The organism is Enterococcus sp. DIV2453a (genome assembly GCF_050533535.1).
Lineage (GTDB): Bacteria > Bacillota > Bacilli > Lactobacillales > Enterococcaceae > Enterococcus > Enterococcus faecalis.
The window spans coordinates 763321-785087 of sequence record NZ_CP172899.1 but is presented as its reverse complement, the minus strand read 5'-3'; the positions used below and the strand labels follow the sequence as shown (position 1 = coordinate 785087).

Annotated in this window: 25 protein-coding genes, 1 tRNA gene, 1 pseudogene and 1 other annotated feature; of the genes and pseudogenes, 10 read left to right on the top strand and 17 right to left on the bottom strand. The window is 36.5% G+C overall.

Translation table 11 applies throughout. The annotated features are described in order from the left end of the window. Positions 1 to 13: 13 nt before the first annotated feature. Positions 14 to 298, bottom strand: coding sequence for a hypothetical protein (locus tag IGK03_RS03890; RefSeq protein WP_002363334.1), 285 nt, complete (start codon positions 296 to 298; stop codon positions 14 to 16). 12 nt (positions 299 to 310) lie between these two features. After that, on the bottom strand, positions 311 to 511 hold the full coding sequence (locus tag IGK03_RS03885; RefSeq protein ID WP_002363333.1) for a helix-turn-helix domain-containing protein: 201 nt from the start codon (positions 509 to 511) through the stop codon (positions 311 to 313). Between the two features lie 234 nt (positions 512 to 745). Here IGK03_RS03885 and IGK03_RS03880 point away from each other — a divergent pair, with 234 nt between their 5' ends. The 4 genes from IGK03_RS03880 to IGK03_RS03865 all read left to right on the top strand — a co-directional run bounded on the left by IGK03_RS03880 (position 746) and on the right by IGK03_RS03865 (position 3391). Beyond that, entirely contained in the window at positions 746 to 1171 is a 426-nt protein-coding gene (locus IGK03_RS03880) for a helix-turn-helix domain-containing protein (RefSeq protein ID WP_002363332.1), read from the top strand. A 35-nt stretch (positions 1172 to 1206) separates the two neighbouring features. Next, entirely contained in the window at positions 1207 to 1662 is a 456-nt protein-coding gene (locus IGK03_RS03875) for an ImmA/IrrE family metallo-endopeptidase (RefSeq protein WP_002364671.1), read from the top strand. A 41-nt stretch (positions 1663 to 1703) separates the two neighbouring features. After that, the gene (locus IGK03_RS03870) at positions 1704 to 2171 is read left to right on the top strand and encodes a hypothetical protein (protein WP_002366325.1); all 468 of its coding nucleotides are present in this window, start codon (positions 1704 to 1706) and stop codon (positions 2169 to 2171) included. 65 nt (positions 2172 to 2236) lie between these two features. Beyond that, positions 2237 to 3391, top strand: a complete 1155-nt coding sequence (locus IGK03_RS03865) for a site-specific integrase (protein ID WP_002390381.1) — start codon at positions 2237 to 2239, stop codon at positions 3389 to 3391. Between the two features lie 87 nt (positions 3392 to 3478). Here IGK03_RS03865 and rpmA read toward each other — a convergent pair whose 3' ends face one another. Genes rpmA through rplU form a run of 3 tightly spaced genes read right to left on the bottom strand, consistent with a single transcriptional unit; the run spans position 3479 to position 4464 of the window. Then, on the bottom strand, positions 3479 to 3766 hold the full coding sequence (gene rpmA / locus IGK03_RS03860; protein ID WP_002355868.1) for a 50S ribosomal protein L27: 288 nt from the start codon (positions 3764 to 3766) through the stop codon (positions 3479 to 3481). Positions 3767 to 3778: 12 nt separating this feature from the next. After that, on the bottom strand, positions 3779 to 4123 hold the full coding sequence (locus IGK03_RS03855; RefSeq protein WP_002355867.1) for a ribosomal-processing cysteine protease Prp: 345 nt from the start codon (positions 4121 to 4123) through the stop codon (positions 3779 to 3781). A 32-nt stretch (positions 4124 to 4155) separates the two neighbouring features. Next, positions 4156 to 4464: a 50S ribosomal protein L21 gene (gene rplU, locus IGK03_RS03850; protein ID WP_002355866.1), complete on the bottom strand. Its 309-nt coding sequence runs from the start codon at positions 4462 to 4464 to the stop codon at positions 4156 to 4158. Positions 4465 to 4483: 19 nt separating this feature from the next. Next, positions 4484 to 4559: a sequence feature (ribosomal protein L21 leader region), on the bottom strand. Between the two features lie 172 nt (positions 4560 to 4731). Here rplU and IGK03_RS03845 point away from each other — a divergent pair. Then, positions 4732 to 4805 (top strand) — tRNA-Arg (locus tag IGK03_RS03845). Positions 4806 to 4892: 87 nt separating this feature from the next. Here the strand turns inward: IGK03_RS03845 and IGK03_RS03840 are convergent. The 6 genes and pseudogenes from IGK03_RS03840 to IGK03_RS03815 all read right to left on the bottom strand — a co-directional run bounded on the left by IGK03_RS03840 (position 4893) and on the right by IGK03_RS03815 (position 9648). Further along, positions 4893 to 6785 carry a TPM domain-containing protein gene (locus IGK03_RS03840; RefSeq protein ID WP_002419353.1) on the bottom strand — a complete coding sequence of 631 codons (1893 nt, stop codon included), beginning with the start codon at positions 6783 to 6785 and terminating at the stop codon, positions 4893 to 4895. 241 nt (positions 6786 to 7026) lie between these two features. Next, entirely contained in the window at positions 7027 to 7458 is a 432-nt protein-coding gene (locus IGK03_RS03835; protein WP_025187508.1) for a VOC family protein, read from the bottom strand. Positions 7459 to 7602: 144 nt separating this feature from the next. Then, positions 7603 to 7803, bottom strand: a pseudogene (locus IGK03_RS03830) (MerR family transcriptional regulator); the annotation flags it as partial. A 268-nt stretch (positions 7804 to 8071) separates the two neighbouring features. Then, positions 8072 to 8413 carry a nucleotide pyrophosphohydrolase gene (locus IGK03_RS03825; RefSeq protein ID WP_033624874.1) on the bottom strand — a complete coding sequence of 114 codons (342 nt, stop codon included), beginning with the start codon at positions 8411 to 8413 and terminating at the stop codon, positions 8072 to 8074. Next, on the bottom strand, positions 8406 to 8705 hold the full coding sequence (locus tag IGK03_RS03820) for a hypothetical protein (RefSeq protein WP_010816380.1): 300 nt from the start codon (positions 8703 to 8705) through the stop codon (positions 8406 to 8408). The genes IGK03_RS03825 and IGK03_RS03820 overlap by 8 nt, the downstream gene beginning before the upstream one ends. Then, on the bottom strand, positions 8686 to 9648 hold the full coding sequence (locus tag IGK03_RS03815) for a helix-turn-helix domain-containing protein (RefSeq protein WP_033624873.1): 963 nt from the start codon (positions 9646 to 9648) through the stop codon (positions 8686 to 8688). Before IGK03_RS03815 ends, IGK03_RS03820 begins: the two co-directional genes overlap by 20 nt. A gap of 126 nt (positions 9649 to 9774) precedes the next feature. Between IGK03_RS03815 and proC the strand changes: the two genes are divergently transcribed. Beyond that, positions 9775 to 10590 carry a pyrroline-5-carboxylate reductase gene (gene proC / locus IGK03_RS03810; protein ID WP_033624872.1) on the top strand — a complete coding sequence of 272 codons (816 nt, stop codon included), beginning with the start codon at positions 9775 to 9777 and terminating at the stop codon, positions 10588 to 10590. A 59-nt stretch (positions 10591 to 10649) separates the two neighbouring features. Here the strand turns inward: proC and mapP are convergent, their stop codons facing one another. Further along, complete coding sequence (gene mapP, locus IGK03_RS03805) at positions 10650 to 11474, bottom strand: maltose 6'-phosphate phosphatase (protein WP_033624871.1); 825 nt, start codon at positions 11472 to 11474, stop codon at positions 10650 to 10652. A gap of 214 nt (positions 11475 to 11688) precedes the next feature. Beyond that, the gene (locus tag IGK03_RS03800) at positions 11689 to 13857 is read right to left on the bottom strand and encodes a PTS transporter subunit IIBC (protein WP_016617468.1); all 2169 of its coding nucleotides are present in this window, start codon (positions 13855 to 13857) and stop codon (positions 11689 to 11691) included. A gap of 280 nt (positions 13858 to 14137) precedes the next feature. Here IGK03_RS03800 and IGK03_RS03795 point away from each other — a divergent pair, with 280 nt between their 5' ends. The 4 genes from IGK03_RS03795 to bopD are packed head-to-tail and all read left to right on the top strand — an operon-like array spanning position 14138 to position 19124. Further along, positions 14138 to 16432, top strand: a complete 2295-nt coding sequence (locus tag IGK03_RS03795) for a glycoside hydrolase family 65 protein (protein ID WP_430602482.1) — start codon at positions 14138 to 14140, stop codon at positions 16430 to 16432. After that, positions 16425 to 17093, top strand: coding sequence for a beta-phosphoglucomutase (pgmB, locus tag IGK03_RS03790; protein ID WP_002355844.1), 669 nt, complete (start codon positions 16425 to 16427; stop codon positions 17091 to 17093). Before IGK03_RS03795 ends, pgmB begins: the two co-directional genes overlap by 8 nt. Beyond that, complete coding sequence (locus IGK03_RS03785) at positions 17083 to 18090, top strand: aldose epimerase family protein (RefSeq protein WP_049095722.1); 1008 nt, start codon at positions 17083 to 17085, stop codon at positions 18088 to 18090. The genes pgmB and IGK03_RS03785 overlap by 11 nt, the downstream gene beginning before the upstream one ends. Positions 18091 to 18113: 23 nt before the next feature. Then, positions 18114 to 19124, top strand: coding sequence for a LacI family transcriptional regulator BopD (bopD, locus tag IGK03_RS03780; RefSeq protein WP_002358859.1), 1011 nt, complete (start codon positions 18114 to 18116; stop codon positions 19122 to 19124). A gap of 73 nt (positions 19125 to 19197) precedes the next feature. Here the strand turns inward: bopD and IGK03_RS03775 are convergent, their stop codons facing one another. From IGK03_RS03775 to pta, 4 genes are all read right to left on the bottom strand, one after another. Then, positions 19198 to 19407, bottom strand: a complete 210-nt coding sequence (locus IGK03_RS03775) for a hypothetical protein (RefSeq protein WP_002368185.1) — start codon at positions 19405 to 19407, stop codon at positions 19198 to 19200. A gap of 169 nt (positions 19408 to 19576) precedes the next feature. Further along, entirely contained in the window at positions 19577 to 20098 is a 522-nt protein-coding gene (locus IGK03_RS03770; RefSeq protein WP_002383374.1) for a GNAT family N-acetyltransferase, read from the bottom strand. Further along, positions 20091 to 20585, bottom strand: coding sequence for a tRNA (adenosine(37)-N6)-threonylcarbamoyltransferase complex ATPase subunit type 1 TsaE (gene tsaE / locus IGK03_RS03765; protein WP_002387026.1), 495 nt, complete (start codon positions 20583 to 20585; stop codon positions 20091 to 20093). Before tsaE ends, IGK03_RS03770 begins: the two co-directional genes overlap by 8 nt. A 141-nt stretch (positions 20586 to 20726) precedes the next feature. Next, entirely contained in the window at positions 20727 to 21710 is a 984-nt protein-coding gene (gene pta, locus IGK03_RS03760; protein WP_430602479.1) for a phosphate acetyltransferase, read from the bottom strand. Between the last annotated feature and the right edge of the window lie 57 nt (positions 21711 to 21767).

The window sequence follows — 21767 nt, the reverse complement described above, 5'->3', positions numbered from 1 at the left end:
TTCTTTTCCTCCTTTAAATTTCAAAAGTTTCTTTTAGAAATCTTTGTAATTCAGATCGTTCAATCCGAATATCCTGATTACTCCATTGTTGAATTTTTAAACCTTTTGAAATCCAATTATTCAATTTTTCATCGCCAATCTCTAAAATCTTTCTTACTTGCGATTTGTTAGGATATGGTGGTAATTCAATGGTTTTAGACAATAAATTCAAACGATTTTCAATTTCTTTTAATACTATGAAAGTAATGTTATTTGCTAATTCGTTTTGAACCATTTCATCAGGAATGTTTAACTGCATAAATTACACCTCCTATTTTTCATCTTCTAGTAGATATTCCATTGATACTTTGAAATATTTTGCTACTTTTTTTAGACTCTCAGATGATGGAGTCTGATTAGCAGTTTTTCCCCACTTACTTATTGCCCCATTAGACAAACCTGCATCTCTTTCAACCCTATAGATTGAAACACCTTTAGCAATTGCCAACTTTTTAATTTTTTCGTATACCATAATTTATCTCCTTCCTATAGATTTTCAACTAAAACCGTTGACAAATAATAGATAGTTAGCTATTATAAGTGCATAGCAAATAAACTAAATACTAAATAAATATTTTAGCCTATTTGACACCTATAACTGCTATCTTTTTGTACCCTCTCATAAGTACACATTCAGTATAATAGCCGTTTATCTATTTGTCAATAGCTAAATATCTATTTTTGTATTTTTTTGGAGGAATCTAAAATGAATACCAAAGATAGAATAAAGCAATTAGCAGCACAAAGAAAAATCACTATTGCTGAATTAGAACGTAAACTTCATATTGCAAATGGAACAATAGGAAAATGGGATAAACAAAATCCTTCTATAGAGCCATTAAAAAAATTAGCCGATTATTTCGGTGTAACTACTGATTACTTACTAGGTCGCACTGATACACTTGAATTCAATAAAAAAGATGAAAAAGATGTACAACTGATATTAGAAGATTTAATAAATGGACTTAGCAATGAAAATTCTTTAGCATTTCTGAAAAACGGTGGAGTTGAAATCGATGAAGAAGATGCTGAATTATTACGTGATTCTTTAGAAAGAACCGTACGTCGCTCCAAAATTCTTGCCAAAGAGAAATTCACTCCTAAAAAATACCGTAGCAACAAAGCCGAGTGAGGTGTGACATTGTGTTTAGAAATGATATTAGAAAAATGGTAAATAAATATGTGAAAAAATTCAATACAAAAAATCCTTATGAGTTAGCAAACTATTTAGGAATCCATATAGATTATGATGATCTTGGTAAGGAATTTATGGGGTATCGTTCACATATTTTACGAATTCCTATTATTATTTTAAATTGCAATAACACAGACCAAGAAAATTTTGAAACTTGTTGCCATGAACTAGGACATCATTGTTGTGGGCATGACACTAATACGCAAACCTTAACTAGACAAGGAAGAAATTTCACTATCTATGGTGTCGAATATGAGGCAAACGTTTTTATGGTTGAGTTGTTGCTGCATGGAATTAATCTAGCAGAATACCCTACACGAGAATGTTTATTAAAAAGTTGTGGTGTTCCTGAATGGGCTGAACGCTATGTTGATTGGGATTATTTGAAAGAAACAGCAGACTATAATAGCTACTATAGTTATTACTAGTACATGAATAATTTTATTATTAAATAAGGAGTTTTAGTTTTATGAAAAAAAGAAATATTATTTTCTCAATGCTACTATCTTGTTTAGTATTAGCGGCATGTGATTCCTCAAACGAATATGAGACTGACAGACAAAGCTCGTCAATTGAGAATAATCAAGAAACCTCGTCATCAGTTATTTTGGAAGAAACATATCAGACTAACTCAATATATGATAACCAAGAAAAAGAAGTATCTTCTATTACTGAAAAACAGGAACAAACTCTCATATCTTATACCCAACTTGATTGTGAAGATAGAGGATACACTCTAAAATATCGAGGAAAAGATACATGGAATGTCGCTTTAAATTATATTAATAATAAAAATAGATGGATAGTAACCTGTAATGATGTCAATTACGGCAGAATAAAAGCTATTTACGAATGGGATGGTGAGGAAAATTCTGGAGCAACCCTTATTTATTTATTAGTTTCAGGAAATGAATTAGTAAATAATTTAAATAATTAATCAAGATTAGCCTTCTGGCTTTTCTTTTAAAATACAAAAGAACGTATGTTCGAAAGGAGAATTTTATGGCAATGATAAAACAATATAAAAAAAAGAATGGTGAAAAAGCATGGTACTTCAAAACATATCTTGGTACCGATCCGCTAACTGGAAAAAAGAAGTATACAACTAAGAGAGGATTTCGCACTCAAAAAGAGGCTAAAATTGCATTAGCAAGGTTAGAAATGGAAATTCAAAAAAATGGCATTCCCTCTTCCACTAATATAACATTCCAAGAAGTAGCATTTATGTGGCTAGAAAATTATAAAAATACCGTAAAAGAAAGTAGCTACTCTCGAACAGAAATAATCTTCAGAAAACACATACTACCTTCATTTGGAAAAATTGAAATATCAAAAATTTCAACTGCTTATTGTCAGAAAATCGTGAATACATGGCATTCAAAAGGTAGTTCAAAACAATATCCCCTTTTTATAAATTATATGAATCAAGTCTTCAAATTCGCTATTAACATAGGGGTTACCAATCAAAACCCAGTGATTAATGTAATAGTTCCTAAAAATCAAGATATTATTACATCAGAAAAGAAAATTAAATTCTATACAAAAGATCAACTTCAAATATTTTTAAAAAGTATTGAACAAAGTGAAAGTACCTACATTACAATAAGAGATTATACATTATTCAGATTATTAGCTTTTAGTGGATGTAGGATAGGGGAGTTGTTAGCTCTTACTTGGGACGATTTAAACATTAAAACTGGTGAACTACAAATCAACAAAACAATTGCTAAATCTGACCATTATTATGTATCAAATACTCCAAAAACAAAAAAATCAAACAGAACACTAATATTAGATGCAAAAACAATAACTATCTTAAAAAAATGGAAATTAGAGCAAAAAAAATATCTTCTTAAACTTGGTTATACACAACCCTCACGTATTTTCACCAATGAAGAAAATGAATTTACAATAAATCAAGCTATTACAGATAGATACAATATTTATCGTAAAAAGGCTAACTTACCAAACATTGGGCTTCACGGATTTAGACACACGCATGCATCTTTATTATACTATGCTGGTGCAGATCATAAAGAAGTTCAGGAACGATTAGGACATGCAAACATAAAAACAACTTTAGATACTTATACACATCTAACAAATGATGGAAAAGAAAAAACTACCGAAAAACTATCAAAATACATCGGCTTTTAACTAGTATGGTCAAAAGTATGGTCAAATATTTTTCAAACCAACAAAAAAAGCCCAAACCTTTGATAAACAAAGGCTTGAGCTATTACACTAGTTGGCTACTGGATAAACTGATACTTGTTTTTTGTCGCGGCCTTTACGTTCGAAACGTACCACACCGTCAACTTTTGCAAATAACGTATCGTCGCCACCGATTCCAACGTTCACACCTGGATAAATTTTAGTTCCGCGTTGACGGTATAAAATTGAACCACCTGTAACTGTTTGGCCATCAGCACTTTTAGCGCCTAATCGTTTAGATTCAGAGTCACGGCCGTTTGATGTAGAACCGCCACCTTTTTTATGGGCAAATAATTGTAAATTCATAGTCAATAACATAGTCTGCACCTCCTATTTCTCAGTGATTGTTTTTATTTGAATAAATTCAGTATTTTCGTTCTCTATTGATTGTAAACCTAATAAAAGATTTTCTAATAGAATTTGGGCAATATTTTTTTGTTCCTGATTGACAGTTGTTAACATCTCGACATAAAGGTAGCCACCTTCTACATCGTCAACTTCCACAATCGGTTCAAAACCTGCTAAGGCATCAATCCCATTGACTGTGCTGATTGCTAAGGCAGAAACTGCCGCGCAAACCACATCGCTACCATAAGGACCCGCTTCAGCATGCCCGGTTAATTCGAATGAAACGATTCGGCCGGAGCCTGTTCGTTTAAAAGAACCTTTAATCATTGATAGGCCTTCTTTCCTGTCAACAAGAGAGATTAAGCGTTGATTGCTTCGATCATAACTTTTGTATATGGTTGACGGTGACCTTGTTTACGGTGAGAGTGTTTTTTAGGTTTGTATTGGAAAGTCACGACTTTCTTTTGTTTGCCGTGTTTTTCAACAGTTCCTTCAACAGTTGCGCCTGCAACAGTTGGCGCACCAACTTTTGTAGATTCGCCACCTACTAAGATAACTTCGTCAAAAACAACTTTCTCGCCAGCCTCAACGTTTAATTTTTCAACGTAGATTGCTTGACCTACTTCAACTTTCACTTGTTTACCACCAGTTTTGATAATTGCGTACATGCTATACAGCACCTCCTTCTTCTAGACTTAGACTCGCCATCCCAAGTGATGATTGCTCATGCTTAAAAACTTGTTCTGTGCGGTTGTAGCTGTGGAGACCACAATTACAACACTAACTATAATAACAGAACCAGAAAACCTCGTCAATATAAACTCTCTATTTTCTTCACTTTCTCTCTCCAAAAAAACTTCTTCTGTTATTTAAATTTCCGATTGACTTTCTAACACTACTTCCATTATAATTAGCTTTGTTGTGTTACAACTATTGTCATAGTAGCTCAGCAGGATAGAGCATCCGCCTTCTAAGCGGACGGTCGGGGGTTCGAATCCCTCCTGTGACGTAACGATAACAAAAGCGCCTCTTAGAAACCCTTGTTTCTAAGAGGCGCTTTTGTTATCCCAAGTTCATCCTAAACTAGTTTAACTTTCTACCAACTTGAAGTACCTCCACCTCCGCCAAAACTACCACCTCCGAAACTGTCACCGGAGCCATCATCAGAAGAACCCTCGTTGCTTGTAACCCACCAATCATGACGATTCACATACATACTGGTCTTTTTTAGTTGCCTGTCAGAACGTGAACTTGCTAGAAATTTAGCAATAGACACATTTCCATAAGCAAAACGCATATCATAGTATTCAGGATACGTAGTTTTAATAAATCTTATCGGATAGAAGGAGTTTGAAGCTTTTTTGTTGGTAATCTTTTTCTCTCTAATTTTTTTCCGCAATAATTTTTTTTCAATTTTATAGTGCTGGTTGTCTAAATCGTTTGCTAATTGTTTTAATGATTTTGATTTTTCTGAACTTACTTGCTGGATATCTTTTAAAAACCTACGGATCATAGAATCCAGGTGCAATCTATTTTGTAAGCCAACACCTATTGATTTTATATAACCAAATAAAAAAAAGACCGGAATCAAAAAATAGACCAGACTAACCATGGGTACTAAAGAGTCTTCGTCTTCTAAAAATGTCAGAATCTCTGTGATTAGTGTGAAAACTGTCGAAGGAAACGACTGCTCTGATAAACTAACTTGAACATAAATAATCAGAGTCACCGATACCAAAAAAGGATGTTTTAATAAAATCGAAAGAGGAAACAAAATAATTTTTAGGTAAGCAGGTATTAAGTTATCATTAATTCCACTAATCCGACACGCAGGCAGTTTCGTTTCTGGAACTTTTTCCCAATACACTTCACCTATCCAAAAACGCGGTAAGTAGATCCATGGTTGATTCACCTTCCAAAAACAAGCACACATAGAAGAGCTTCTTAAATCTTTCCACTGTGCAACATAATTATAAATAAATTTCTTTGGTGTCACCTCGCCAAATGCAAAATCCATATCATAGTATGCGGGAATTATTATCTCTTTTTTCGAATTTTCAGGATATAAAATATTTTTCTCCAAACGCGCCTTGGCAGCTTTAAATTCAACTGATTGTTCTCCTAAAACAATTGCCTTAGAGGAAATACCGCCATTATAAAACATAGCTACATCTTCCTTATAGCGATTTGCCATGTCAACTAGAGCCAAGCGGGCACTAAGTTCTTTCCCCGCATTACGTAATTCCCATAAAAAATACAACATAACAATAATAAAAACTATAATTAGCCAAGGCTTTAACGACCTTCCTATTCCTAATAAATATAACCAAATTTTCTGCAAAAAACTAATCTTAGGTAGCGAGGTCGTTTTAGACATAGTATCAGTAGTAAGTAGTTCCTTAATCCGAGTGGTGACAATATGTATTCCTGCATTAAAATCCTTTAATTTATAAAAATCTTTCACGGTACTATCTGTTATTTCATCGGTTAAACTATCTGGGATTATCTCTTCAAGCCCATAGCCTACTTCAAGTCTTGCTTGCCTGTCTTTGACAGATACTAAGTAAATCACTCCATTATTATAAAGTTTATTTCCGATACCTAATTTATTACCTATTTGATTAGTAAAGCTTTCAATCGTTTCGTTTTCAGGAACTTGCTCAACTGTGATAACCATTAGTTGTGGTTTCGTTTCCGTCTTACTAAGTTCTTGATTAATTTTTTGTACATTATTAATGACTTCTTCGTTCAAAATTTGTGCATTATCTGAAACAAAAAGATGATTTTGATTAATTTTTACTACGACATCGTCTGTTGGAGCTGAATAAGTCCTTTCAAATCGTTTTAAGAAACTCATTCCCAAATAGATCCCTATTAAAAGAACAGCTAGATAAACTAAATTCTTCATTATAATACTTTTTACTTTTGTTTTTCGATACTCCCCCACGCTCATTTGTAATTTTATCCCTACTTTATTTTTCCCATACACTGATTTTTTCTCCCTTCCACTCCTACCGAATATTCTAGCTCTGATTTTCCACAGAGCTAAATAAATTTTTTTGTATTAAAAATTTATTTTCTTAATAGTTAGTATACCGAATATAGACGTTCAAATCTTTATCTTTTTAACTAAACTTCTGTTAACACGCAAAAAAAGAACGTAACGCTTAGTTGATAAGCGTTACGTTCTTTTCAGATAACTAGTTAAACAAACACAAGAATAGTGATTTTTACAGCTCGTTTTCCAAAATCTCAATCCGCTCATCAAAACTCAACTCTTGATAGATTTGATGGAGCATCCACATGTACCCATACGGATCAACAAACAATGAATTTTTGAGCGCTCCTTCCATCATTTCAGTAATAGGCTGTACTTCTTGACAACCGTTTTCCATTGCCAGTTGATGTGTCTCTTCAATATTTTCTACTGTTATATTAAACCAGATAGTATTGGGATGTTCTTGGGTTGGTGCTTTTAACCCATATTCTTCATTGGCATCTAACATGTGAAACCTCGTGCCATAAAGTTGAAAAACCGCTTCATTCATTCCGATAGGGTATTCGGTTGCTTCCACTACCTCTATTTCAAACACCTTTTTATATAAGGCAAGCGCCTTAAGGCTATCACTAACAATAAAATCGATTTCTGTCCCTTTAATCATTTGTTTTTCCTCCTTCAAAGCTACTAACTGTTGATTAATTTTTTTAATCTTTTGCTCCTCCATTTGAATTAAATGTCGCGATTGATCTCGTTTTCTTAACAAAATAGTTTCCAAAAAAGAAGCATCCTTAAGTTTTCTCAAAGTTTCCGCCATCTCTTCAACTTTAAACCCTGAATCTCTTAACAGTAAAATTTGTTTCAATAAAGGAATTTGATGTGCACTATAATAGCGATATCCTGTTTTTTTATCAATTTCATTTGGAACAAAAATTCCTGCTTTTTCATAATGACGCAGCATCCGTGGGGAAATATCCATTAACTTGGCAAATTGCCCAATTTGATACATAGAGTCTCCTTTTCATTCAATTGATATTCTTATCATAAACCTTGACACCATGTGAAAGTCAATGAAAAAGTTTCTATATAAATACAAATTAGTTCACTTAGCAATTGCTATAACTGGATAAAATTCGAAATGCCTTAACTTACTAGCTCTAAGGATCAAGATAGACAGCGAGACTAGTTCAATTCAAAAGCTCGACTAGTATTAATTAACATAAATCCCAATTTCTTGAAACTAAACACTGTTTCCGTTCCAAAAAATCGGTCACAACTTATTTTTTTGAAGTCCTGTTTGTATCTCGTTGTGGCACTGGATATTTCACCGCATTTTTCTTCAACTTTTCTTCGATAATTTCGTCCAAATCAAACCCTAAATTATCAGCCATCATGTAGGAGTAAATGAGAACATCAGCCAATTCTTCTTTGATTCGTTCTTCTTGTTTGATGCCTTCTTCTGCTGTTTTCCATTGAAAAAGTTCTAACAATTCTGCCGCTTCTAAACAAATTGAGAGCGCCAAATCTTTTTCATTATGGTGGGGGCGCCAATTTCTTTCATCACGAAATTGATTAATTTTTTCCATTATATCCATCTGTTCCCCTGCTTTCTTATTCATTTGATGGCAACTGAAACCCATCGAACGTTTCACCATCATAGTATTTTAATAACTGTTCTGTAGACAATAATGAGGAAGTTATTTTTTCCTCTTCAACAACTGCTTGATTCTCTTCTCTATACAATAAATAAGCCTGTAAAAGCTGTTGGTAAAGTTTTTTTCGTGAAGAGGCTTCCGCTGAAAGAAACGTTAATTCTTTTAAGTGTCCGCGATAGACAGGCAAATCATCAACAAATTCGATTGGTAATTCTACTACAGTTAACTGAAATTCTTCAAAGACTTCTTCGTACATCTGTCATTCCCTCTTTCTGTCGATATTGTTTTGGGGTCATGCCCATTTCTTCTTTAAAACGTTTATAAAAAAAGGCTTTGTCTTGATAGCCGATTCGTTCAACAATCGTTTGAATCGATAAATCTGTTTGCTTCAAGTAGTTTTTCGCCAATTGGATTCGGTAGGCTAAGACAATTTCCGTAAACGTTTTGTTTGTTTTGTCTTTTAAAAAATTCGATAAGTAATTCGGATGAAAATGAAATTTAGCGGCGACTTCTGCTAAAGTGACATGCGCAATCTGTTGCTCAATATACGCTAAAATCACCTCAACACGTTGATGATTCGACAAATAATTATCTTGCATCTTTAAAGCTTCTCTAGGCAGTTGACCTAGTTCCACCACTAGCAAAACAAAGGCCGCTTTGGTCACTTTATTATTAAAATAGGCCATTTTCACAATTTGTTTCAGTAATAATAGCGAATAGACGTGAACATCCGAATTTGGCTGGCTGGCAAAAACGAAATATCGAGGAATGTTTTCAAATTCACTGCTAGCAATTTCTGTAAAAAAACGATACATGACTGGTTCTTCCGCCAGCTGATTTAAGAGCGTATCAAGAAAATAGTGCTTTTTAAAATAAAATATAATCATAGACATCCCTTGCCCCTGATAGCTAACCGAGGTGGCCTCATTGACAATCATGACTTGGCCAGCCGAAAACGAACACCTTTGTTGATCCAAATAAGCATTGCCATCTTGCTCTAAACAATAGAGCATCCGAATAAATCCTTTCGGAACGTCAATGGTTTCCGAAGATGCCAGCATAAAGCCCGCAATTTCTCGATGCGAATTTTCCTTAAATTGCGCTACTTCATTCTCAAGAGAATTGGTAGTGGTTAAATAACAATCTAAGGTCTCTAAAAACTGATAAAATGCTGCATATTGTTCTTCTTTGCTTGCCAATTAATCACCTCATAATACAACACTTTTTACTTTACTCCCTCTATTTTTTTCTTTGGCGTTTCCTTCTATACTAGATACATGGTAACACGAAAAAAGAGATTCAACAGTTTTTAGGAGGAATTTTTTATGAAAATTAGTTTTATCGGTGCTGGAAATATGGCATCCGCCATTGCCAAAGGTGCGCTAAAAAAGCAATTTATTGCCGCAGAAAACCTTTATTTTTATGATATTCAAGTCAAAAAAACCGCCGCTTTTGCACAAGAAATTGGTGCACATGCGGTTGCTTCGCCTCAAGAAGCTATTACAGTAGCTGACTTAGTTATTTTAGCGGTGAAACCGCAATTCGTTCAAGCAGCTTTACTTGAAGCGAAAGAAGCAATTTTAGACAAGCAACCGTTAATTGTTTCCATTGCAGCAGGTACGACTATTGCAGAATTGTATCAACTGTTTGAGACTACCCAACCGCTCCGTCTCGTTCGTGTGATGCCCAATATGAATGCATTGATTGGCGCAGGTGCAGCAGCTGTTTGTGGCAACGCTTTTGCATCCCCTGAAGACATCCAGACTGTTTTATCGTTGTTTCGAGCAGTTGGCCAAGCCTGGGAATTAGAGGAACAGTATTTTTCGATTTTTACTGCTATTGCAGGTAGCACTCCTGCGTATGCTTTCTTATTTATTGATTCGATTGCCCGAGCAGCCGTTAAAAATGGTATGAACAAAGAGTTAGCCTTAGAAATTGCCACACAAGCTGTACTAGGCAGCGCTCAAACTTTGGCAAATAGCACAGAGAATCCTTGGACTTTAATCGACCAAGTCAGTTCTCCTGGTGGAACCACGGTTGCTGGGATTGTCGAATTAGAAAACAATGCGTTTATTTCAACAGTCATCAAAGGGATTGAGGCCACCATCCTTCGGGATCAAGAATTAGCCAAACAAGACTGAGAAGAATAGTTACATGAGCGAATAAATAAGAAAAAGCGCTGAAAATTCAGCGCTTTTTCTTATTTTAGTTGAATGAGTAAGCCAAAATGATCACTGACTATCGGTGTTTTCCTACCATCAAAAATTACTTCATATTTTCGTACGTGCCACTGTTTTGGAACAAATGCGTAGTCAATCCGCAAGGCTGCTTCATTTTCTTCCCAGCCATCTATTTTTTTCTCTACTGTCGCTTCACCGCTTGTTTCTTCCGCTACAACAAATGCATCTTGAATCGGCAAGTAACTATTTTCCACTAATTGATAGCCAGCTGTACCAGCTGGGTTGTTTAAATCGCCTAAAATGACTAACGGTTGTTGCCCCGTCGCTAAGTATTTCTCTAATTGTAGCCATTCATAGGCAAAACCTGTACAGGGTGTTTCCCACCAAGAAAAGTGACCAGAGACAACAGTAAGCGTACCTTTTGAACTCTCTGTCTCCGCTACTAAGATTTTTCTTGTTCGATAATTCGTTGGTTCTTGGCTTTCTGAAATAAGGAGAGCTTCACTAGTCAACGGACATTTCGAAAGTAGTGCGTTCCCTTCTTCATAAATAGCATAACCAATGTGGCTCATTTCCCAACTCCAATAATAGTGTTGGCCTTTTTCAGCTAGATATTGAACGATTAGATATGCAAAATTATCTTCATGGACCGGTGTTTGGGTCGCTACGGGACAAAAAGTAGTTAACTGTTCTAACGGCACTTTCTTGGAAGCGACTTTCTGATTCACTTCTTGTAAGGCAATTATTTCACTTTCAGAAGATAAAATCACCTTGGCAATCTCCTCTAATTTTTTTAATGGTTCTTCTTCTAACCAGCTATGAGTATTGATTGTTAAAAGATTCATCTTTTCACCTTCTCTTACATGTGATTAGGTCTGTGAGTGGGACAAAAATCACTTTGGATTTTTGCTTCACGCGCAAAACCTGATAAACGGCGGGAACAGAACCAACTCCTTCGGAAATAAGCCGAAATTATCCAAAAATTAAAAAGCAATTTCCGGAAATTCCTTCTTATTTCTCGGAGTTAAACGGTTCTGTCCCGACCTCATACCTAATCATTTAAATTTCAATCTGTCCGATCACAGTCCCCGCAGTGGTGGTTCCTAGTTGATTAATAACTACTTGTTCCACTTTGTCGCTATTTGTAAAGGCGACAATAATCGTTGTTTCTTTGCCAGCTTGTTCAATCACATCCAAGTTCATTTTAGCTAGTTTCGTCCCAGCTTTCAATGATTGTCCTTCTTTAACAAAAGATTCAAAAGCAGGAGTTGCCATTTCAACTGTATCAATCCCCATATGGACAAGTACTTCGATGCCTTCTTCTGTTTGTAGCCCAATCGCATGTTTGCTTGGGAAAACACTTAGGACTTTCCCCGAAATTGGTGCCACCACCTCTCCTTCTAGAGGCTTAACTGCAAATCCATCCCCCATCATTTTTTGTGAAAAGACAGGATCATTGACTTGCGCCATTGGAATAACTTCCCCTGTCGCCACAGCCACGAAATCTTTTTTCTTACCTAAGAAATTCGTTGCTGGCACTCCTGTTGTACTTTCTGCTATAACTGGTTCTGGAATGTCAACGCCGGAAGCTAGTAAATCTTCAATATCGGATTTTAAAACATCGGCTTTTGGTCCATAAACGGCTTGAACGCCATTATCTTTCACAATCAAGCCCATTGCGCCTGCCCGTTTCCACGCCTCTTCCGAACCGACTTTTTCTCGATCCTTTACACTGACACGTAAGCGTGTCATACACGCATCAACTTCTTTGATATTTTGTTTACCACCAAGTAAGTAGACAATTTGCGCGATTTGCTGATCGACGACGCCTGAACCAGCCGCACCAGATGCGATTTCTTCGCCGTTATCATTGTCATAGTTTCCATTTCTTCCAGGTGTTGCGTAATTAAATTTTTTAATTAAGAAATTCGCTAAGAAATAAGTGACAACACCAAAAATGATGACCATTAAAACAAAATTGATTAAATCGCCACCTAAACCAGCTTTTATTGCTAGCGGTGTTCTTGTTAACAATTCAATATTTCCAAACGAATGCACACGCAATGGTAAAATATCAGCCATTGCAAAAGCAGCACCTTGGATCACCGCATAAATTACATAAAGCGGCACTGCAGCAAACATAAACATGAATTCTAGCGGCTCTGTCACACCAGTTAAGAAAACAGCTAAAGCAGCAGAAAAATACATTGATTTATATTTAGCTTTTTTATCTGCATCGACATTACGATACATCGCCAAAGCCATCCCCATTAAAATCCCTGAAGAACCAATCATTTGGCCAACTTTGAATCGAGCTGGTGTCCAATTTTCTAAGACAAACTGATACTTGCTCATATCACCAGCGCCTTTAAGATTCACTAAGTCTGTTGCCCAAGCCAACCATAAAGGATCTTGACCAAAGACTTGGGTTCCAGCTTGTGCGCCAGATAAAATTTCATACGTTCCACCTAATTGTGTATAGTTGATTGGAATCGTCAACATATGATGTAACCCAAAAGGTAATAACAAACGTTCCAACGTTCCATATAAGAATGGCGCTAAAATAGGTGCACTGTCTTGAGATTGCGCAATCCATAACCCAAAATTATTAATTCCCGCTTGAATATTTGGCCAAATAAGTGCTAATACAATTGAGACAATTGTTGACCACAAAATAACGACAAATGGGACAAACCGTTTACCATTAAAAAATGATAGCGCATCTGGTAATTTCCGATAATTGTAATACTTGTTGTAAGCCATCGCACCGACAAAACCAGCAATAATCCCTACAAAAACACCCATATTTAATGCCGGAGCTTCTAAGACACTTGTAAAGAATCCCTTCACCATAATCTTGGTGCCAAATAAGGTATGCGTGAAAGCTTGTTCATCTGCCAACATTTCATTTGTTACACCAAAAATGGCTCCAGTAATACGATTGATTAAAACAAAAGAAATCCCCGCTGCAAATGCGCCACCTGCACGATCTTTGGCCCAACTGCCACCTATTGCTAACGCAAATAGTAAATGTAAGTTGCCAATAATTGCCCAACCGATACTCTCCAGAACTCCGCCTGTTGTTACTAACAAACCTAAATTAGGATCGATTAAGGGAAGCGATTTCCCAATACTAATCATTAAACCCGCTGCGGGCATTACTGCCACAACGACCATTAAAGCTTTCCCGAATTTTTGCCAAAACTCAAAACTAAACATTTTTTTCATTCCTGCCACTCCTTACGCAATCGGTTTCGTTATGTTGCCATTATATACTCCTGTTTCCTTTTTGTAAATGCTTTAATTTCAAAAATATTGTGGAAAACAACTCCCTACTACTTAATCCTTTTTTATTTTGTCTTTTAATAAAGCAAATAAAGCTCCTTCTATCCTACCTTTGTTTCAGCTTTTATTCATAAGATTACACTTTTTAAGCATTGACTATTGACTAATGCAATCGGTTGCGTTTATGATAGACCTATCAATAAAATCACTGAGGGGGATTCTCATGAAACAAATCAAACGTTTATTCCAAATTGATCCTTGGAAAATCCGTACTACACACTTAGATAAAGAAAATTTACGTTTACAAGAATCATTAACGAGCATTGGCAATGGCTATATGGGGATGCGGGGAAATTTTGAAGAACACTATTCTGGCGACCACCATCAAGGAACCTATTTAGCAGGTGTTTGGTATCCAGACAAAACACGTGTTGGTTGGTGGAAAAATGGTTATCCTGAATATTTCGGCAAAGTGATTAACGCAATTAATTTCATCGCAATGGACTTACAAATTGATGGACAAACAATTGATTTAGCCACTACACCTTACGAAGATTTTTCTTTAGAATTAGACATGCAAAATGGGGTCCTTTCTCGGCAATTCACCATCCAAACACCGAAGAACAAAGTGCGCTTCTCTTTTGAACGTTTTTTAAGCTTAGAAAAAAAAGAAGCGGCTTACATCCACTTAACAATTGAAATGCTGGAAGGTACAGGCACAATCACTCTTCACTCAAAATTGGATGGCGATGTTCAAAATGAAGACAGCAATTATGAAGAACATTTTTGGGAAGAAATAGCTATTGAAACGCAAGAAACACTTGGCTTTGTTACGACTAAGACCATTCCTAACAACTTTGAAATAGAGCGTTTTACAGTGACTGCAGGCATGCGCCATTTCATCGATGGAGCCTCTGTTGTGCCTACATATACACAACAGCCCTTGGCTTTAACCGCAGAATTGACAGTGTCTTTAAACGAAGGCGAAACGACCGCCATCACAAAAGAAGTGCTTGTCGTTACCAGTCGTGATGTGCCAGAAACGCAACAAATCACACGAGTAAACGAATTATTTGCAGAAATGACTACCTTGTACCCTGAAGCAAAAGCTGGGCAAGCTGCCGCTTGGGCAAAACGTTGGCAATTAGCTGATGTTGTTATTGAAGGAGATGACGAAGCCCAACAAGGCATCCGTTTTAATCTTTTCCAACTTTTCTCAACCTACTATGGTGAAGACGATCGTTTAAATATCGGACCAAAAGGCTTTACTGGCGAAAAATATGGTGGTGCCACATATTGGGATACTGAAGCATATGCTGTCCCACTTTACTTGGCGTTGGCTAAGCCCGAAGTTACTAAAAATCTACTGAAATATCGCCACAATCAATTGCCTCAAGCCATTCATAATGCCCAACAACAAGGGTTAAAGGGTGCGCTTTACCCAATGGTTACTTTTACTGGTGTGGAATGTCATAACGAATGGGAAATCACTTTTGAAGAGATTCACAGAAATGGTGCGATTGCTTATGCGATTTATAATTATGTCAACTATACAGGAGACGAAGACTATCTCAAAGATGCTGGTCTAGAAGTACTTGTGGCAATCGCTCGTTTTTGGGCAGATCGGGTCCACTTCTCCCAACGTCATAAACAATATATGATTCATGGCGTAACGGGGCCAAATGAATATGAAAATAATATCAACAATAACTGGTATACCAATACCATCGCTGCGTGGGTTCTACGTTACACCCGTGAGTCTTATTTAAAATTCCAAGAAGAAACAACGTTCAAAATTGCAGACGACGAATTAGCTAAATGGGCAGACATTGTAGAAAATATGTACTTCCCAGTGGATAACGAATTAGGCATTTTTGTACAACATGACACTTTCTTAGATAAAGATTTAATGCCAGTTTCTGATTTACCACTTAGTGAGCTGCCTTTAAACCAACATTGGTCATGGGATAAAATTTTGCGGTCTTGTTTCATTAAACAAGCCGATGTTCTTCAAGGAATTTATTTCTTCAATGACGCCTTTTCTTTAGAAGAAAAACGCCGGAACTTTAATTTTTACGAACCAATGACTGTCCATGAATCTTCCCTTTCACCAAGCATTCATGCTGTATTAGCTGCTGAATTAGGCATGGAAGAAAAAGCAGTGGAAATGTATCAACGAACAGCGCGCCTTGACTTAGATAATTACAATAATGATACAGAAGATGGCTTACACATTACCTCAATGACTGGTAGTTGGCTAGCTATTGTGCAAGGTTTTGCCCAAATGAAAACGGACCATCAACAACTAAAATTTGCACCCTTTTTACCAGCGACATGGACAGCCTACTCGTTCCACATTAATTACCGGAATCGTTTACTATTTGTTGAAGTTGCAGCAGACCAAGTGGCCTTCACTTTACTCGACGGCCCTGCAATTCCATTAACTGTTTACGATCAAAAATACACATTAAAAGATCGATTAGTTTTACCGATCAGAAAGGAAGAAGTTCATGTTTAAAGGCGTTTTGTTTGATTTAGATGGCGTTATTACTGATACAGCAGAATTTCATTACCACGCTTGGAAAAAATTAGGGAACGAAATTGGAATTTCCATTGACCGTGTTTTCAACGAACAATTGAAAGGTGTAAGCCGTGAAGATTCTCTGCAGTTACTGTTAAAATACGGAAAAAAAGAAGGCACGTTTTCTTCTGAAGAATTTGCCCAGTTAGCGCAACGGAAAAACGATTATTACTTGGAAATGATCCAAGCGATTACACCTGAAGATGTCTACCCAGGAATTCTTTCTTTATTAACGGAATTACGTGAAGCCAATATTAAAATCGCCTTGGCTTCTGCAAGTAAAAATGGGCCTTTTCTTTTAGAAAAAATGCAATTGACGCCCCTTTTTGATGCCATTGCTAATCCAGCAGACGTCCAGGCAGGTAAACCCGCTCCAGATATTTTCATTTTAGCTGCGAAAGAAATTGATTTGACACCAGCAGAATGTCTTGGCATTGAAGATGCCAAAGCTGGGATTCAAGCGATTCTTGCTAGCGGAGCGCAACCTGTTGGCGTTGGCCGCAAAGAAGAGTTAGGCGAAGGGTTGCCCATCGTGCCAGAGACGAGCGCTTTAACGTTTGATTACTTAAAAAAAGTGTGGCTTGATCATGAAGGATAATCGTATCACCGTAACCGATATTCCAAACACAAACTTAAAAAAAATTACTTTGAAGAACGACTTTTTAGAAGTCGTTCTTCTCAATTATGGCGCGCGCCTCCATCAACTTTTGATGCCAACCAAAAATAATCATTGGGAAAATATCCTTTTATCGTATGATTCGTATCAAGATGTATTAAAGGATCAAAGCTTTTTTGGCGCCACTGTTGGACCAGTTGCTGGACGCATACGTAATGGCCATTGGCAAAATGGAATATTAGAACAAAACAGCGACGGTCATCATATCCATGGTGGCTCAAAGGGGTGGTCTTTTCAATATTGGACAGTCGAGCCCTTTGAAAAAAAGGATATCATTGGCGTTTCCTTTCATTTAACCGACACCCTTTCTGGCTATCCTGGACCAATTGAGGCCACCATCACCTACCAGCTAGAGGATAATCATTTACGAATGATCAGTACTGGACGGAGTAAACAGGAAACACTTTTTAATCCTACAAACCACGCCTACTTTAATTTATCTGGCGATGGAAAGTTAGACATTCTGTCACATTTGCTATCTTTGAACTGTCAAGGTATGTTAGAATTAGACGATAATAAGCTGCCTACTGGACGGATTTTACCAGCTTCTGAACTATCCATACGTTTTAATGAACTGACACCTATCGAAACAATCCTCCAACGCTATCCAACTGGGTTAGATGATGTTTTCCCCTTAGTTGGCTCTGACTTAAGACAGCCACAATTATCCTTACAAGAACCTACTTCTGGAAGAAAAATGACGATAGCAACAACGAACCAAAGTATGGTATTATTTTCTACGACTGGTTTTGAGGCTCCATTTTCTATTAATGGACAAGCGATGCATTCAAACTATGGCTTAGCAATTGAACCACAAGAGTATCCAGACATTGTTCATCATCCTCAGTGGGGCTCTATTTTATTACCAGCTAATAAAAAACAAACCTACCAAACGGTTTATCAATTTAACCTTCTATAATCACTAAGAAAGGCGTGGCAAAAATGGCAATTACAGTAAAAGATGTCGCTAAGAAAGCGGGGGTTGCAACTTCAACCGTTTCGCGTGTCATTAACGATCATCCAAGTATTTCTGAATCGACAAAAAAGAAAGTGCGAAAAGTCATGGATGACTTAGGCTATGTGCCAAATATGACGGCACGGAATTTGGGTAAACGAATTTCAAGTGCCATTGGCGTAATTTTACCTCCTTTAGATTCGAAAGAACGGTTAGGGAATCCATTTTATTTAGAAATTATGGAAGCCATCAACGAGGAAGCCCGTCTTTATGATATGACTACTGCTATTGCAACTGCCAAAAGTTTTGATGTACTATTGGAAAACGTTAAAAGAATGCATCTTCAAAAGCAAGTGGACGGTTTTATTCTTGTGTATTCAGATAGTAAGGACCCCGTCATTGATTACTTATATGAAAATAACATTCCCTTTACTTTAATTGGTCAACCTTACCAACATGAAACGGAAATAGTTTACGTGGATAATGATAATCAATTATTAGGGAAACAAGCGACGGAATTTTTAATTGAAAACGGCCATAAAAATATTTTATTTGTGACCAATACAACGCATGAAAGTTTGTACTTTGAACGTTACTTTGGTTATCAAAAAGCAATGATGATGCAAGGATTAACTGTTTTACCAAGCGTTGCGTTAGAAAAACCTGAAGATTACATGGCTTTCGATGATATCCTTCATCAAAATAATGCCACGGCGTTGGTGGTGATTGATGATATCTTTGCTTTGCGGACGATGCAACTTGCGCAAATCTATGGTTATCAAGTTCCTGAAACGTTATCCATTATTAGTTTTAACAACTCAATCTTTTCAACATTGACACATCCTTATCTAACAAGCATTGACATCGACACGTCAGAATTAGGTCGAATGGCGATGAAAAAATTATATGAATTAATCCACGAAGAATTGACGAATGGTGTCCGTCTCGTTATTCCTCACAAATTAATTAAGCGTGAAACAGTTATTCCTATTCATTAAAAAAGAAGCGTAAGCAGTGTTAAACTGCTTACGCTTCTTTCTATGTGTACGCTCTTATTCGTATGTATTACTTTTATAAAATAACTTTTTGCGAAATTTTTTTCCAAAACGTTTCTTCTTTTGCATCAAATTGAGCTGGTTCCCCGTCAGACAATTTTTCATTTAATAATGATAATTTTTCTTGATGTTTTACATATTCGTCTTTTTTTATTAGCTCTAAACGATACGCACGATCCAAGATCGACTCTCGATAGTTAACATTCATTTTCGTTGCCTTCGCCATTTCTTACATTCCTTCCCAAAATAAATTTTCATTTTTTCGTTAAATTCTTCTATAATTATAACAAAAATATCAGAAAAATAAATATGAAACAAACGATAATTGCGAAAATTTTGTTTTTTCATGCAATTATCGTTCGATTATTTAAGAAATTAAAATTATTAACCAATAATTAATCAATCAGCAAACGCATTAAATGAACATCTAAAAATTCACCTTGGTCTGTTTTGGCGCCTCGAGGCATAATTGCTTCTGTTTCAAACCCTAATTTTTTATAGACGTGAATCGCTCGTTGATTGCGATCCTGTACCGTTAATTCCAAGCGACGAATAACATGACTTTCATGCGCCCAGCGAATAAGTTCTTCCATCAGGATACTGCCCAGTCCATAGCCCCAGTACTCTTTTAAAATACTAATGCCAATTTCACCAATATGCTCCATCCGCTTTTTAGAAGAAGCAGACACAGAAGCGGTCCCAATGATCGCTTTTCCCGCTAATGCCACCAATAAAACATTATTTGGTGATTCATAGAGTGTTGCTAGATTTTCAGCCAATTCTGTTGTCGACATGGCCATTCCTCGCTCATCCATTACCAAATAGGGCGTTTCACTCCCAATTTTTGACATCACAGATAGTAATTGATCCGCATCAGTAGGCACTGCTTCTCGAATAGAAAATGTTTGTTCAGTCATATTCGCGAGCCTCCCACGTTTTCAGAATCTCTGCTATTCTTTCTTCTGCCAATGGACCAGTTCCACGGAATTCAAGAACTCTCTTGTCAGCTTCTTGAGAATCTTTATTTAAAATAATTTCTAAATAATCTTCTGGCAATTCTTCTTCAATCAAGCTGCCCCATTCTACAACGGATAGCCCATCTCCTTCAAAATACTCATCTAACCCTAATTCATCCGCACCCTCTTCAACACGGTAAACATCCATATGGTATAACGGAAGTCGTCCTTGTGGATATTCGCGGATAATCGTATAGGTGGGACTTTTAATCATTTGGGAAATGCCTAATCCTAAAGCAATCCCTTTCGTCATTGTCGTCTTACCGGCCCCTAAATCACCAGTCAGGACAATTACATCACCAGCTTGTGCCTTTTGTCCAATGATTTTAGCAATTGCTTCTGTTTCCAATGGATTGTTCAGGACAATGTTCATTTTTTTGCCTCCCATCTGCAAGAATCTATGTATGAAAGTATACCGAAAATTCAATAAGTTGACTAGTGGCAGCTTCAAAAAAATAAAGTTGAGGCCCAAGTGTCCTGGGAACCTCAACTTCTACTTTGCTTATTTATCATGCTTCGACATAGTTAATTAGTCGTTCATTAATGTTTGAGCAGCTGTAATGATTGATAATTTATAAACATCTTCTTCGTTTGCACCACGTGATAAATCAGAAACTGGTTTGTTCAATCCTTGTAAGATTGGGCCAATTGCTTCAAAGTTACCTAAACGTTGAGCAATTTTGTAGCCAATATTTCCTGATTGTAAATCTGGGAATACAAAGACTGTTGCTTCTCCAGCAACTTTTGAGTTGGGCGCTTTTAATTGTGCAACAGAAGATACATAAGAAGCATCAAATTGTAATTCACCATCAATCGCATATTCAGGTGCTAATTCTTGCGCAATTTTTGTAGCTTCAGCAACTTTTGTTACTTCTGGTGCTTTTGCAGAACCTTTTGTTGAAAAACTTAACAATGAAACTTTTGGTTCAATGTCAAATAATTCAGCTGTTTTGGCACTATCAACAGCAATTTCAGCTAATTCTTGTGCAGTTGGGTTCACGTTAATCGCGCAGTCTGAGAATAAATATCTTTCTTGGTCACGACCACGAATCATTAAGAAGGCACCACTTGTACGGCTTACGCCTGGTTTTGTTTTAATGATTTGTAACGCAGGACGAACTGTATCACCTGTTGAGTGGATAGCACCACTAACCATACCATCAGCAATACCCATGTAAGTTAACATAGTACCGAAATAGTTGACATCTTTTAAAATTTTTTCAGCATCTTCTTTAGTAGCTTTTCCATTACGGCGTTCAACAAATGCTTCGACCATTTCATCCCATTTTTCATAATCATTTGGGCTGATAATAATAAAGTTTGATGTGTTGATTCCACGAGCCATAGCAGCATTTGCGATATCTGTTGGATCACCAATTAAGATTGGTTCTACTAATTCATCAGATTTTAAGCGGGCAGCAGCACCTAAGATTCTAGGATCTGTTGCTTCAGGGAAAACAATTTTGATATTACGGCGTACGACTTTAAATTTTAAGCTATCGAATAATTCCACGATAAACCCTCCAGTTTTATATTTACAAAATCCATCATACACTATTCTCAAAGAAAA

Coding starts and splice junctions, on each gene's coding strand:
- IGK03_RS03825 (WP_033624874.1), bottom strand. CDS start 8,413: ATGAATAAGAAAGCAGGGGAACAGATGGATATAATGGAAAAAATTAAT.
- IGK03_RS03795 (WP_430602482.1), top strand. CDS start 14,138: ATGAAACAAATCAAACGTTTATTCCAAATTGATCCTTGGAAAATCCGT.
- IGK03_RS03775 (WP_002368185.1), bottom strand. CDS start 19,407: ATGGCGAAGGCAACGAAAATGAATGTTAACTATCGAGAGTCGATCTTG.
- rplU (WP_002355866.1), bottom strand. CDS start 4,464: ATGTACGCAATTATCAAAACTGGTGGTAAACAAGTGAAAGTTGAAGTA.
- IGK03_RS03865 (WP_002390381.1), top strand. CDS start 2,237: ATGGCAATGATAAAACAATATAAAAAAAAGAATGGTGAAAAAGCATGG.
- IGK03_RS03870 (WP_002366325.1), top strand. CDS start 1,704: ATGAAAAAAAGAAATATTATTTTCTCAATGCTACTATCTTGTTTAGTA.
- pgmB (WP_002355844.1), top strand. CDS start 16,425: ATGTTTAAAGGCGTTTTGTTTGATTTAGATGGCGTTATTACTGATACA.
- tsaE (WP_002387026.1), bottom strand. CDS start 20,585: ATGGGAGGCAAAAAAATGAACATTGTCCTGAACAATCCATTGGAAACA.
- IGK03_RS03820 (WP_010816380.1), bottom strand. CDS start 8,705: ATGTACGAAGAAGTCTTTGAAGAATTTCAGTTAACTGTAGTAGAATTA.
- IGK03_RS03835 (WP_025187508.1), bottom strand. CDS start 7,458: ATGATTAAAGGGACAGAAATCGATTTTATTGTTAGTGATAGCCTTAAG.
- IGK03_RS03890 (WP_002363334.1), bottom strand. CDS start 298: ATGCAGTTAAACATTCCTGATGAAATGGTTCAAAACGAATTAGCAAAT.
- IGK03_RS03885 (WP_002363333.1), bottom strand. CDS start 511: ATGGTATACGAAAAAATTAAAAAGTTGGCAATTGCTAAAGGTGTTTCA.
- proC (WP_033624872.1), top strand. CDS start 9,775: ATGAAAATTAGTTTTATCGGTGCTGGAAATATGGCATCCGCCATTGCC.
- rpmA (WP_002355868.1), bottom strand. CDS start 3,766: ATGTTATTGACTATGAATTTACAATTATTTGCCCATAAAAAAGGTGGC.
- IGK03_RS03855 (WP_002355867.1), bottom strand. CDS start 4,123: ATGATTAAAGGTTCTTTTAAACGAACAGGCTCCGGCCGAATCGTTTCA.
- bopD (WP_002358859.1), top strand. CDS start 18,114: ATGGCAATTACAGTAAAAGATGTCGCTAAGAAAGCGGGGGTTGCAACT.
- IGK03_RS03880 (WP_002363332.1), top strand. CDS start 746: ATGAATACCAAAGATAGAATAAAGCAATTAGCAGCACAAAGAAAAATC.
- IGK03_RS03875 (WP_002364671.1), top strand. CDS start 1,207: ATGGTAAATAAATATGTGAAAAAATTCAATACAAAAAATCCTTATGAG.
- IGK03_RS03770 (WP_002383374.1), bottom strand. CDS start 20,098: ATGACTGAACAAACATTTTCTATTCGAGAAGCAGTGCCTACTGATGCG.
- IGK03_RS03800 (WP_016617468.1), bottom strand. CDS start 13,857: ATGAAAAAAATGTTTAGTTTTGAGTTTTGGCAAAAATTCGGGAAAGCT.
- mapP (WP_033624871.1), bottom strand. CDS start 11,474: ATGAATCTTTTAACAATCAATACTCATAGCTGGTTAGAAGAAGAACCA.
- IGK03_RS03785 (WP_049095722.1), top strand. CDS start 17,083: ATGAAGGATAATCGTATCACCGTAACCGATATTCCAAACACAAACTTA.